The sequence below is a fragment of the Methanomicrobiales archaeon genome, from assembly GCA_030019205.1.
GTDB lineage: Archaea > Halobacteriota > Methanomicrobia > Methanomicrobiales > JACTUA01 > JASEFH01.
In genome coordinates this window covers 40082-52657 of the sequence record JASEFH010000010.1, presented here as the reverse complement: position 1 = coordinate 52657, position 12576 = coordinate 40082, and the positions used below count along the sequence as shown (strand labels likewise).

Below are 12576 nucleotides of genomic sequence, written 5' to 3'. Positions count from 1 at the left end.
TCACCCCGATGCCGCGCCTGCCCGCGGCATCCGCGCTGGTACGTATTGGACGGATACGATAATATTTGTGTTCTCCCGGGAAGCATGCGGTCGCCTGCCGCTCCCGCGGGGGATGCCAGGCCTAAACGTCAAACATGTCGGTGAGCTCGCGGCTGCAGAGGGGGCAGGTCTTCCGCACCCGGACCAGCGCCTTTCTGGTTCGCATGCACCGCTGGCAGAAGTACTTTCCGCACGGGACGCAGCGATAGCCGCGGACGTACCCGAGATACGTACTCTTCTCGTTCAGGGCGATGCCGCAGCGGGAGCAGACGTGTCTTCCCATACCCCGTGTGTGGTAGTACGGATGCAGTCGGGCATAAAGTCTGCGTTCTATGGATCCTTCGGGAATCGGCGTGGATAAAAATGAGCATCATTCGTCATGCGGGGCCGGGGCATCCTTGCAGGACCGCCCGGGGCCCGCCCCCATCTCCCGTGCATGGGGTTGGGGCGGGCAGGTGGAGGTGAAGATGCTGCAGCTCGATGGATGGCAGCCCGGGCGGTTTTCTCACGATCAGGAGGCTACAGACACAGAATGAGAGACCTGGCGGATCCAGCAGGGGGTCTCGATCACCTGCCTCATCGAACCGAAGGGGAGAAGATGGGGCGAACCTGCCTCCTCCCATTTCCCTCGCACCCCGGGGACGATGCTCCCGTGCGGATCCGGAATCGCGCCCGCTGATACGACAGCCTCGAAGGGAGGGATATCGGGGACATCGCACGGCCCGGCTCTCCGATGGAACGCCCCTTTCTGTTACGGAATGCGTGCGTAGTGCGATCGCGAGCGGAACGGTCGCCGCAGAAGCGACGATCTCTTCAGACGTCGAAGATAATGTCAACGGAGTACTCCCCGTCCTTCTCCTGGATGCGGAGGCCGGAGTAGGAGATTCCCTTGATCTCCCGTCCTGCGTGCCGCGTGCGGTCGAGCGGCTCTCCGAAGCCCTCCGCCCGTAGGCGCGCCCCCGCGATCTCCACCGTGAACGAGCAGAAGACGACATCCTCCACCTCCGAGACGAAGAGCAGCTCGGACAGGAGATCGGCGAGCAGGCACTCGGGATCGGCGCACTCCAGGACGATGGTGCGGGAGATCGACCTCCCCGTGCAGGGCCCGTACATGGTCTGGAACATCGCCCGCGCCGCCTCTCCGAAGAGATGGGGGATGGACTCCCCCCTCACCCGGATCCGTACATCGGCTGTGTGTTCGAGTTCTTCGTACGGCATGGCAGGTCGGGATTTCAGTAGTACATATAATGTCTCGGGATCATCCCCCGGTGAATGGTGCGGAGATCCCGTGCCTGGTAGCGCGATACGTACAGGGTGTAATCGCCGACGCTGATCTGGATGTCGGTCGGTTTGGGGGGCTTCACGCTGACGGGGAGAAGAATGGCCCCCCCGCAGGAGGTCGAAAGCCGGAAGTTGCACCTCCGCGACTTGATATAGGACCGGACCTCCTCTGTCACCTGAATCGCCGGAGAAGCGGAATCGCCGCTTGAATCGGCAGGGACTGCCGGATCGGGGTCATGCGCCATGGGAAGGAGGAGAAGCAGCCGGCGCGTCTCACGCGCTGGAAACGATGCGTCGGACCATGTCGACGTACTGTTCCTTGAGCTCGTACAGGGTGTTCGTGCCTTCAGCATTCCGGGTAAGGCGGAGGATGCCCAGTTTGGAGGCGATGATACCCACCATGGACGCCACCTGGTGGTAACTGATGGAGAATCGGTTCTTGAGGGCATTGTAGATCTGCGGTATCGTGAGAGCTTTTATCCGAAGGAACAGCCCCAGCAATTCGCGTCTGATTCCGGTCCGATCCCGTGAGAGATATCCGATGAGGCGGGCCTCGATATCTTTTCTGATATCAGACGGAAATTTCATAACTGCGTTTGACTCCAGATTTTATATAAATGTTTTCTTTCTCTCGATGGTATAAACGAGGCTTTGGCTTCCATTTTTACTCCTGGAAAACAACCAAATCTTATATGGTTATCTTGATAAAATGATATGGTATGGGATTTTTCACGTATGACGTGAACCGCTACACCCCAAAGCAGATGGTCGTCATCCCGGCAATCATCCTGATGGTTGCCCTGGCCCTGCTCACCTACAACATCGCAACGATCGGTCTGCCGGTGGAGCCAGGCCTTGACTTCGCCGGGGGGACAGCGGTCACCCTCCATACAACCGATACCGAAGAAACTCTGATCTCGACGTTCGCCGCCTATCCCCTCATCACCCCCCTCCAGGGGGGGCAGTCAACCGGCTACTACCTGAAGTTCGAGCCGATGAGCGATGACGACCTCCAGTCGCTGATCGCGTTCGTCAATGAACGCTACCCCGACGCCAAGATCGACCAGATCGGGGAGACGTTCGGAAAGACTTTACAGCAGCAGGCGCTGCTCGCCCTCGCGATCTCCTTCATCGGCATGTCCATCGTGGTCTTTGTCGCCTTCCGAGCCGTTGTCCCGTCGTTCGCCGTGGTCCTGTCGGCGTTCGCGGACATCGCAGTCACTGCTGCCGTCATGGATCTCGTGGGCATCCCCCTCTCCCTCGGCACCACCGCCGCCCTCCTGATGCTCATCGGCTATTCGGTGGACAGCGACATCCTGCTCACCACCCGCGTGCTCAAGCGGAAGGGAAAGCTCGAGGAGAGGTTCGCCGGCGCCTACCGCACGGGTATCATCATGACCACCACCACGCTCGCGGCGATCGCCGCCATGTGGGCGGTGTCGTTCTTGGGTCAGATTCCGGTCATCATGGAGATCTCCTCCGTTCTCCTCATCGGACTCGCGGTCGACCTGATGAACACTTGGATGACCAATGCCGGGCTCCTGAAGTGGCATGTGCAGAGGAGTGAGGCACGATGAAGCACAGAGGTGCGAAGAAGCAGAAGGCGGGGAGCGATAAGCCCGAGGATGGCGGTTCCGTGCGAGCAGATGACGTGAAACGGCTGCTCCGCGACTGGCGCGTGCTTCTGGTGGTCATCCTCACGATCGCCTCCCTGATTGCCATATTCCCTCACATCGATGACGGCAAACCGGCAACGGCGCTCCAGTTCGGGCTCGACCTGGAGGGCGGGGCCTGGCTCCAGCTGGAGTTCAAGGCGGTGATCGCCGGCTTCGACACGGATCGCCCAGTCCAGGACTTCGTCGGCGATCTGCAGAAACGGCTTGACGCCGAGGTCTACCTTGTCGAGGAGAACAAGCTCGAGATCCGCAGGCTCTACACCGAACCCGAGCTCGCCTCCGCCTTCTCGGCCTCCGGGGGGCAGCTCGTCTCCTACGAGCAGGGGGTCTCCCGCGCGACGGCGGACGACGTAAAGCGGATCCTGGAAGACAAGCTGAACAGCCTGGGCACCCGTGACGCGAAGGTAAACACGCTCACCTCGCTCTCGGGGATCGCGCGCTATGTGCGGGTGGAGCTGGCCGGTGTGGACATGACAACGGCGCGCGACATCGTGGGCAAGCAGGGCAAGTTCGAGATCCGGATCGTGACCTCGGGCAACCAGACCGAGCATGTGCTCTTCGGGGACGCGATCACCAGCGTCGGGGTGCCGGAGCGGGATCCGCAACAGGGCACCTGGGGCGTTCCCTTCACCCTCTCCGACGAAGGGGCTGCCGCCTTCCGCCGGGCTGCCATCGACCACAATGCGGTGAACGATCCCGACAACCACGAGCTGATCATGCTGCTCGACAATCGATCGGTCTATTCCGCTCCGCTCAGCCCCGATCTGGCAAACCAGCTCCGATCCGGTCCCGTTCGCGTCCTCTCCGCCTCGACGGGCGCCGGACAGGAGGCCCTCGATCGGGCGATGGCCCTCGAGATCCACCTCCGGGCCGGTGCGCTCCCCGTGGAGGTCTCGGTGGCGGGCTCCGGATCCGTCCCCGCCTCGCTCGGTGACCACTTCAAGACAATGTGCCTGTACGCCGGCATCCTGGCGGTCCTGACTGTCGGGGCGGTGGTCTACTTCCGCTACCGCGAACCGATGGTCGTCTTCCCCATGATGGCCATCAACGTTGCCGAGATCATCATCCTGCTCGGGATCGCCCGCTTCATCCAGCAGCTCGATCTGGCGGCGATTGCCGGTATCATCGCGGTGCTGGGCACGGGCATCGATCAGCTGGTGGTGATCACCGACGAGGTGCTGCATGAAGGGCGCGTGCCCTCCCCGAACCTCTACTTAAAGAGGCTCTCGCGGGCGCTCGGCATCATCGTCGTCGCCGCCGCGACGGTCGTCATCGCCATGCTGCCCCTGGTGCTGATGGATCTCTCAACGCTCCGCGGATTTGCCATCGTCACCATCATTGGCGTTCTCATCGGGGTGCTCGTGACGCGCCCGGCCTACGGTCGGATCATCATGACCATCCTCTCCCGCTGAGGGCGAATCCATTCATCTTTTCGGGTGACGGGGCGTGAACAGCGCAGACAGCCCCGGTGCGGCTCGCGGGCGCCCCTATCCCCATGCTGCTCCGGCAGAGCATTCACGGAAACCCTCCCTGTCCTCCGCAGACGTCCCCGGCAGCAGATCACACCGCCAGCGATCGATGGTGTTAACGATTTACCTCTTCCCGGTCCGCCAGATACGGGGCACTCCGGCACGCTCCGATCGGATCCCCCTCTCCATGGCGGTGAAGGAGGGCGGAGCACGTGTCCCTGCCTTCGTCATCCTCCCCTTCAACGGTGTGCGACTCTGCCCGCATGTCAGGCGGGTTGATGGTAGCCGTCCTCGGGGGGGGTGCCTCCTGGATGGAGCATCTGCCCCCATCGCAGGCATTCCGGCGAATGTCAAGGGCGGGGATCTCCTGCCCTGAACGCCGCGGAACACGCCCCTGTGCGGTGTGCGTTCGTGGGCTGCCCTGGCGGCACCTCTCCCTTTTGGAGGGGTTGGAGCGGCTGAATGTTTCCCGGAAGCAGTATTTTGATTCGGGGACGCATGCGGGATGGCCTGCGCATATTCGGCGCGCGGCGGCGGTGTGCATTGCAGCGGGATCGCGGATACCCTGATCACTGCGCCGAAGGAGAGCCGCCTGCGGTCAGGCTGTGGAGATGGGATTGCTGTTCGAGAACCTTCGGTTGCGAATACGCACCGTGAAAAATTTGGGGTGGCAGGTATGGCTCACAGAGTTATCTGATCTTCCCGAATGCCTGACTCAGCTCGGCGGCAGAGCGGAACTCCTGATCCGGCAGGGATTCTGCCTCACGGATGACTTCGTCGGGAGCGTTCATCCTCCGCATGTACTCGACTACCTCCCGCTTGGACTTCGGGTAGTCGATCCCCTTGGTGTAGGACTGGAACTGCGAGGCGCTTCCCGGCGTCCGGAGCGACTCTTCGCCACCCCGAACCGAGGGCTCCATTTCTTCTCCTCTTCGTGCCATTCTCTCTCTTCCTGCAACCTGCCGGAGCGCATGATCCGGCAGGCTGCGGCCGCCACCATACAATTTATTTTATATAAATATGCCGATATAACGATAATAACCATGGATTAGAGCACACCTGATAACCGTATGCTACCGCGTGCCTCTCTGCAGGAATGATCCGGCTTTACAGGGACATCATCCCAAGATTCTGCAGAGTCGATCGAATGATCGACTGCCATGCATTTTACTCGCAATAATGAGGCATCCTGTCCTGCGGATTATCGTTCCGGCGGGGAGCGAGGGCCCGGAAGAGGGGCACTCCCTTACCCTCCCGATCGGTGCGATGGGTCCGTGCACAGGCGAACATGAGAGAGTCCTCCCGTCTTCTCCCATGCCGCGGATATTCCCGTACCAGAACCTCAATATATATTGAAAGAGTAACTCCTTGTATCTCTCGAAGCGAAAGCGAGATTCGCTGGGCAGGAGGGAAGATGAGAACGTTTATCTTCCCCTGCTGCAACGCGAGGTGGGATTGCATATGAGTAAACCCGTTCTGATAGATTTTTACGCAGACTGGTGCGGTCCGTGCAAACGGCAGTCACCCATGATCGACGAGCTGGCGACCCGGATGGGAGATAAGGTGGATATCCGGAAGATCAACGTGGACGAGCATATGGACGAGGCCGAACGCTACGGGATCCAGGTGGTTCCCACCCTGATCATCGAGAAGGACGGCAGGGTCGTGCAGACCCTGGAAGGGCTCACCACCGCACAGACCCTGGAAATCCTGCTGCAGCCGCTGGTGGAAGAGTGAAGATAGGTATCCTGGGCGGAACCGGGGACATCGGCGAAGGAATGGCGCTCCGGCTCTCGCTGCACCACGAAGTGATCCTCGGCTCCCGCGAGGAGCGGAAGGCCTGCGAGGCGAGCGACCTGACGGTGCAGGCGCTGAAGGCGCGGGGGCTCCGAGCAGCCTGCAGGGGGGCGGACAACCAGGGCGCCGTGGACGAAGCCGATATCGTGGTTCTCGCCATTCCCTTCAAGCATGTGGCGTCCACGCTCCAGAGCATCAGCGGATTCGAGGACAAGATCGTGATCAGCCCCGTGAACCCGATCGAGCGGTCCGATTGCTTTTACTATGCGCCTCCTCCCGAAGGCTCCGCGGGCATGCTGATTCAGAGTCTCCTCCCGGAGAGCGCCCGGGTCTGCACCGCTTTCAACAACATCGCTGCGAACCGCTGGAAGGCGATCGGCGAGTCCCTGGACTACTCTGTCGCGGTATGCGGCGACGATCCGCAGGCGAAGCGGCAGGTCATGGACCTGGTGGCTTCGATGCCGAACCTGCGTGCGTTCGACGCCGGGCCGCTTCGCGCATCGTCCATGGTGGAGAGCATCACCCCCGTCCTTCTCAACATCGCCCGGTTCAACAGGATGAAGGATGTCGGCATCCAGTTCAGGTAAGGCAGCGGAGATCCTCCGCCTCCTATCCTCGGAATACGGCCGCATCGAATGGTGGGACTCCGATCCGGACGGCGTGATGATCGGTGCGATCCTGACGCAGCAGACCCGCTGGGAGAACGTGGAGAGGGCGCTGGAACGGCTCCGCGAGGTGGGGCTACTCTCCCTGGACCGGCTATGCGATGCACCCGCTGACGTGGTGGAGCGTGCCATCCGCAGCAGCGGTTTCTACCGGGTAAAGGCGCGGCGCCTCCAGAACCTGGCGCGACACGTACGCACGTGCGGGGGCGTGGAGCGGATGCAGGAGATGACCACCGCCGAGCTACGGCAGCAGCTGCTCTCCGTACACGGCGTTGGGGAAGAGACGGCGGACAGCATCCTCTGCTATGGCTTCTCCCGCCCCTGCTTTGTCATGGATGCGTATACGGAGAGGATATGCCGCTGTGCGGGCATTCCGGGGAATCGCGATGCACTCCGCCGTGCGTTCGAGAACGCCGTATCGGGAGACCCCGAGGCATGCCGCCAGAGCCATGCCCACATCGTGGAGTACGCCAAAGAGCGCTGTGCAAAGAAGAGGTGCGACAGTTGCGGGATCCGGAGATTGCGAGGATAGGCAGGCGTCTGTTCGCGGAAGGGCTGACCGGCGGCAACTTCGGAAACTTCAGCGTCCGCGAGGGGAAGGGCTTCTGGATCAAGCGGACGGGGGCCTATATGGACGAACCGGGAACCGCGGTATTCGTGCCGTTCTCTGGCAGCCCCCCTCCCGAGGCCTCGCGGGAGTCCGTCGTCCACCGCGCGATCTACCTCCGGACGAACCGCCGCGCGGTGCTGCATGTACACCCGCCGTACGCCGTTGCCGCGTCCATGGTGCGGGACCTGGTTGAGCCGAAGGATGTCGAGGGCGGGATGATTTGCCCCCGCATCGCAGTCATCGAAGGGAGAGCGGGGTCGGAGGAGCTGGCAGAGCGCGTGGCGGATGCGCTGGCCGCTGCCGCAGTCGTGCTCGTGCGGGGGCACGGCACGTTCTCCTGCGGCAGCACGCTGGAAGAGGCGTATCTCGTCACCTCGGCCGTGGAGCACTCCTGCCGCATCCTCCACATCCTGGGCGAGCTCCGTCCGATGGAGAAACGAACGGCCCCGGGTACCTGATCGGGCGGGCGAAAGGGTAGCATTACCGGAATGTCCGGATCCTCGCCCTCTTTTCCGTTCGGAGCGGCTGGTTCGTCTGATAGAATGCCCCTATCTGCGCACATGCCCTTCTCTCCCGTACCAAAAGGGATTCCTGGCAGGAGACCTCCTCGCCGTATCTGATCGGGCACGAGAGTCAGAGGTGCTCCTCCCACCTCCCGGGAAACACGGGAATTCCGATCCGGGACGGGAGAAATTCGATTCTCGCTTCCCCCCACAGGTCCCATCGAACCGCGCGGGGGCGGGATGCATCCGCCCCCAGTTCGACGAGGCCTGATCCGGATGAGGGGTCGATCGATGACAGGGAAGAGAGGCTTCTTCGGAGTCTGGTTCGTGTTCGCCCTGGATCGATGCCATCCACACCTCCGGAACCGCTCCTGCCGCACCTCCGAGGGAGGGGGTGCGTCCCCTCTCCCCCCGTCTCCCTCCCCCGCTGGTACGATCCCCGAGATGCCCGCACGGCGACTGAACCATCGATCCCGTTGGGTAGCGGATCGATCCAGAAACGGCGCCCCCTGTCCGATCCCGCCCGTCGCCGGATCCATTCTCCCCCCCCCAAGGGGGGAGAAGGGAATCACGGGGTCTCCCGCAGGCCTCCTCATCGCGTGCGATATCCCCTGCTTCCGAAGGCCGGAGCGAACGGTCTCCCATGCCAGGGGGGGAGAGTCGAGCCGGGATCGATTCGGGGCTGGACCGTACTCTTCGCGGGACTCCTGTCGCATCGGGCGGGAAGGAGGGGGTGCGACAGCCCCTCTCCCGCCTGCCGGAAGACAGGGAGAAACCCGCCCCTCCAATGCGGGGCAGAGCCTCTATCCTGGCAAGGTGAGCGGTCCCTTGGCAACGGGAATGCTTCCATCCCCTGTCAGGCTCCTGGCAGGACACCGTCGCTCCGTCCTGGGGAAGTGCTGCGCCGCTACTGCGGGGCCTTCGTACAACGGCAGCGGCAAACGGGGAAATGGTAGAAATGCAGTGAGTGTCCGATGCCGCTGGCCGATCCGCGGCTGCGCCCGCGAAGGGGAGAGGGCGATCCCGATCGAAGCCTCACGGGTCCGTTTCGGGGGCATGCCGCAGACAGGGAGAGTGATCCCCGGCGGCACTTCCGGGCAGTTATTTGGGCTCTCTCGGGGGCTGCTGGATCTCCCGGATGATCTCGCGGTGGAAGGTCAGGATCATGTCGCTGATCACCCCGAACATGAAGATCTCGAATCCCACGGTGATCAGGAGCACGGTCAGGATGGTGAGCGGGAGATGTTCGATGTCCTTCAGCCACTCCAGCACGACGTACACGCCGGTGATCGACCCGAGGATCACCATCGCGACGCCGAGCAGACCGAAGTAGAAGAGAGGATTGTTCATCCGGGCAAGGCGGTAGATCGCTCCGGCAATGCGGACACCGTCCTGGATGGGGTTCAGTTTGGTCGCGGTGCCCTGCCGCTCTGTATACTTTACCGGCACGACCATCACCCGCTGGTTGTTGCGCACGGCGCCCACCGACATCTCGGTCTCGATCGCGAATCCCCCCTCTTTCAGATGCATCTGCCGCAGCGAGTCCAGGGTGAATGCCCGGTACCCCGAGAGGATGTCGCAGAGATCCCGCCGGTGCGCGAATTTGAAGAGCCCGTTGATGATGCGGTTTCCGAACAGATTCAGCCGCGAGAATGCGGCGGAGTTCGGGTTGTTCAGACGGTTGCCGATGACATGGTCGTACCCCAGCGAGAGCGGCCTCAGCATGATCTCCGCGTCCCGGGGCGAGTAGGTGCCGTCTCCATCCAGCATCAGCACGTAGGGGCGATCGATCAGGTCGAGCGCCTCGATGATCGCGTTCCCCTTCCCCCTGCTGGTCTGGATGTGGACTTTGGCGCCGGCAGCCCTGGCGATCTCGATCGTGCCGTCGGTGCTGCCCCCGTCCACGACCAGGATGTGGAGGTAGCCGAGTTCCCGGAACTCTGAGACGAGCTGCCCGATGGTGGGGGCTTCGTTCAGCGTGGGTATGAAGATGCAGACGTCGTCTCTGGGAACGCTCATTGGTAACTGTATTTATGATCCATCCTCATAATGGCTTCCATGCATATTGCCAAAAGAGGGCTCCGGGCGCTGGGCATCGCCGAGAGTTTCAGCGGTAGAGAGCGGTCCATTCTCGGCGGGGTCGTGATGCGAAAGGATCTCCGCGTCGACGGCATGGCCTGCACGCACGTCACCGTCGGGGGCATGGATGCCACGGACGCCGTGCTGCGGCTGATCGCGGACCTGCGACGTCGGGATATCAACCTCCTCCTGATCAGCGGATGTGTCATCGCCTGGTACAACATCATCGACCCCGAAGAGATTGCCCGCCGCACCTCGCTTCCGGTCATCATTGTCACGTACGAGGAGTCGGAAGGACTCGAAGGCGATATCTGCCGCCATTTTCCGGGGGATGCCGGCAGGCTCTCCGCGTACCGCAGACTGGGCCCCCGCACCCCCGTGCCCCTGCACACCGGCCATACCGTGTATCTGCGGGTGAGCGGAATATCGGCCGCCGACGCAGCACGGCTCTGCAACGACTTCACGCTCGAGGGTAAGACTCCCGAACCGGTCCGGCTCGCCCAACTCCTGGCCCGGGCGGTGCTGCGGTATTCGGGAAGCCGGCATCCGCTATCCGGTTGACTTCGAAGAAATTCGAACTCATGGGAATGCTTATTTTTAAAACGGACAAAAATACAGGTATGCTGAGGGAGATGCTCTGGACGATCGTGGGCGGGTTGTTCCTTGTCTGTGCCTGTTCGACTCCGATTCCCCTCGTGGGGTAACCCCTGCAGATACCGACGGGCGCAACCTCCTCTTTTCCCTTTCCGGCATCGCTTGGTGGACGGCAGGGGCTCTCCGACACGGCAGCCGGCGGAGGGCAAAGATATATATGAGGGATAAGATGTCTCCGTATGGGAAGGCGGATTACCCGATCGTTTACTGTCGGCGGAGAGACGGGCACCATATTCGATCTCACCAGAAACTACCTCTCCACGCTGAACTATTCGGTGGTCAATGCGGAGAGACCCATCCATCTGGAGGTGAGACGGGGAACGACGCACGGCTCGTACACGTCCTTCCACGTGGATCGCTGGATCACGACGCTGCGGGTGTATCTCTCGCCGGGCAGCGAGGGCGTCAAGGTGCTCTTCGACTACGACATCTCGATCCCATCGACGGGCATCCTGACAAGGACCGATCTGGAGTTCATCGAGGACGAGTTCAACAACTATCGGAAGTTCATCCAGGAACGGCAGGGGCAGGTGAGGGGGGCGGAGGCGAGCGAGCACGGCGAGCGGGCAGCGGTGGAGGAGTCCCGGACCTTCGCTGCACCGGAGTACGTGACGGAGCTCGAGCACCTGGCAAGACTGCGGGACAGGGGGATCATCACGGCGGAGGACTTCGACAGCAAGAAGCGGCAGCTTCTGAACCTGGAATGGACGGAAAAAGGGCTGGAGAGGTAGGACAGGGGGAGGTTCGCAGGAGGGTCCTCCTGTACCGGCCGAAGGGGCGGGTCGGGGCAGACCCGTCCCGCCTGCCCGCCGGAGAGGCAGCCGAGACTGCGGGCCTCTCTCCATGGACTCTCGGGTAACCCGATGCAGGCGGACCCGTTCGCATCCGCTGTGCTGCAATCCCTCTTGTACCGCGACGTCGCCTCCTGCCGGAGCCATCCGTGGCACCGGGACGGCTTCGACCGCCGGGACCTGACGGATACGGCGAAGCGGGGCTCCGCTGCGGGAAGAGCGCTCCGTCAGGTCTGATAAGTGTGGCGGGATATCACCCGCTTTCCCGATCGTTCCAGCACATCCACGCGGATCGTATCTCCCGGGCGGATGGTGCCGTCGGTCAGGTCGATGATCAGTGTCTCCCCCGGACTCCAGAATACCCCCTGGCACCCCGATCCGCCGATCCACTGGACTCCATAGTGGTGGGTGCCAATGAAGTTATGGCCGTTCAGGGTGGATATGTTGCAGCGCAGCGGTATGCCGTTTTTGTATATTTTCGCCTCTAGATCGTCGTTTTTCATCTCCTGCGAACCGCTGTGCCGGAGAATGATACGGCTGTCGTAGTTCAGGGAATGAGGATACAGTTCGCTCTCGTGGTGGATCGAGGTGATGACGAAGATGGCGGGAATGCCGGACGACCATTCCAGTGCTGGCAGGTGGAAGAGGAGGAGCACCAGAAGAGCGAGGAGAATGGTGATGGCAATCAGAAGGATGGTGGCCAGGGAGTGTGAATCCGCGTCCTCCGCTCGAAGCATTCCATACTGAAATTCTGCAGGAAGCAGGGATAAACTTTCAGGTCGTCCCAGAACTCTCCCGACCGGTTCGGACAGACCTGGCGGACAGGCCCCGGGAATGCGTGTCATGCCATCCATAGCGGGAAACGATCTTCCGGAAGGCTTCGATCCTGATGTAGAATCGTTCGATGCCACTCCGTCCCCTGCAGATTCTTCATTCACCGGATCGCGCCTCCTCCCTCCGGATGCGACCGGTTTCGTGATTGACCGGGATCGCGCTCCGAAGCGCCGCTTTC

Annotated in this window: 15 protein-coding genes; 8 read left to right on the top strand and 7 right to left on the bottom strand. The window is 62.1% G+C overall.

The window, feature by feature from the left end:
- Positions 1–121: 121 nt before the first annotated feature.
- From QMC96_07230 to QMC96_07215, 4 genes are all read right to left on the bottom strand, one after another.
- Positions 122–322 carry a hypothetical protein gene (locus QMC96_07230; protein ID MDI6876547.1) on the bottom strand — a complete coding sequence of 67 codons (201 nt, stop codon included), beginning with the start codon at positions 320–322 and terminating at the stop codon, positions 122–124.
- A gap of 530 nt (positions 323–852) precedes the next feature.
- Positions 853–1257, bottom strand: a complete 405-nt coding sequence (locus QMC96_07225) for an archease (GenBank protein MDI6876546.1) — start codon at positions 1255–1257, stop codon at positions 853–855.
- 14 nt (positions 1258–1271) lie between these two features.
- Positions 1272–1496, bottom strand: a complete 225-nt coding sequence (locus QMC96_07220; protein MDI6876545.1) for a hypothetical protein — start codon at positions 1494–1496, stop codon at positions 1272–1274.
- A 97-nt stretch (positions 1497–1593) separates the two neighbouring features.
- Positions 1594–1908: a DUF2551 domain-containing protein gene (locus QMC96_07215; GenBank protein ID MDI6876544.1), complete on the bottom strand. Its 315-nt coding sequence runs from the start codon at positions 1906–1908 to the stop codon at positions 1594–1596.
- Between the two features lie 131 nt (positions 1909–2039).
- On the opposite strand from QMC96_07215, the gene QMC96_07210 reads away from it, so the two are divergent.
- Positions 2040–2897, top strand: coding sequence for a protein translocase subunit SecF (locus QMC96_07210; GenBank protein ID MDI6876543.1), 858 nt, complete (start codon positions 2040–2042; stop codon positions 2895–2897).
- A 59-nt stretch (positions 2898–2956) separates the two neighbouring features.
- On the top strand, positions 2957–4408 hold the full coding sequence (locus QMC96_07205; GenBank protein MDI6876542.1) for a preprotein translocase subunit SecD: 1452 nt from the start codon (positions 2957–2959) through the stop codon (positions 4406–4408).
- Between the two features lie 746 nt (positions 4409–5154).
- Here QMC96_07205 and QMC96_07200 read toward each other — a convergent pair.
- Positions 5155–5385 carry a DUF2795 domain-containing protein gene (locus tag QMC96_07200; protein MDI6876541.1) on the bottom strand — a complete coding sequence of 77 codons (231 nt, stop codon included), beginning with the start codon at positions 5383–5385 and terminating at the stop codon, positions 5155–5157.
- A gap of 541 nt (positions 5386–5926) precedes the next feature.
- Here QMC96_07200 and trxA point away from each other — a divergent pair.
- Genes trxA through QMC96_07180 form a run of 4 tightly spaced genes read left to right on the top strand, consistent with a single transcriptional unit; the run spans position 5927 to position 7995 of the window.
- On the top strand, positions 5927–6202 hold the full coding sequence (gene trxA / locus QMC96_07195; protein MDI6876540.1) for a thioredoxin: 276 nt from the start codon (positions 5927–5929) through the stop codon (positions 6200–6202).
- Entirely contained in the window at positions 6199–6849 is a 651-nt protein-coding gene (gene npdG / locus QMC96_07190) for an NADPH-dependent F420 reductase (GenBank protein MDI6876539.1), read from the top strand. The genes trxA and npdG overlap by 4 nt, the downstream gene beginning before the upstream one ends.
- The gene (locus QMC96_07185; protein ID MDI6876538.1) at positions 6827–7459 is read left to right on the top strand and encodes a Fe-S cluster assembly protein HesB; all 633 of its coding nucleotides are present in this window, start codon (positions 6827–6829) and stop codon (positions 7457–7459) included. Before npdG ends, QMC96_07185 begins: the two co-directional genes overlap by 23 nt.
- Positions 7432–7995: an aldolase gene (locus QMC96_07180; GenBank protein ID MDI6876537.1), complete on the top strand. Its 564-nt coding sequence runs from the start codon at positions 7432–7434 to the stop codon at positions 7993–7995. Before QMC96_07185 ends, QMC96_07180 begins: the two co-directional genes overlap by 28 nt.
- 1146 nt (positions 7996–9141) lie before the next feature.
- Here QMC96_07180 and aglJ read toward each other — a convergent pair.
- The gene (gene aglJ / locus QMC96_07175) at positions 9142–10059 is read right to left on the bottom strand and encodes an S-layer glycoprotein N-glycosyltransferase AglJ (GenBank protein ID MDI6876536.1); all 918 of its coding nucleotides are present in this window, start codon (positions 10057–10059) and stop codon (positions 9142–9144) included.
- A 39-nt stretch (positions 10060–10098) separates the two neighbouring features.
- On the opposite strand from aglJ, the gene QMC96_07170 reads away from it, so the two are divergent.
- Together QMC96_07170 and QMC96_07165 are read left to right on the top strand one after the other, a co-directional pair.
- Positions 10099–10680, top strand: coding sequence for a DUF99 family protein (locus QMC96_07170; GenBank protein ID MDI6876535.1), 582 nt, complete (start codon positions 10099–10101; stop codon positions 10678–10680).
- A 272-nt stretch (positions 10681–10952) separates the two neighbouring features.
- The gene (locus QMC96_07165; protein ID MDI6876534.1) at positions 10953–11504 is read left to right on the top strand and encodes an SHOCT domain-containing protein; all 552 of its coding nucleotides are present in this window, start codon (positions 10953–10955) and stop codon (positions 11502–11504) included.
- A 287-nt stretch (positions 11505–11791) separates the two neighbouring features.
- Here the strand turns inward: QMC96_07165 and QMC96_07160 are convergent, their stop codons facing one another.
- A complete protein-coding gene (locus QMC96_07160; protein MDI6876533.1) occupies positions 11792–12301 on the bottom strand; it encodes a type IV pilin in 510 nt (169 codons plus the stop codon).
- Positions 12302–12576 lie beyond the last annotated feature (275 nt).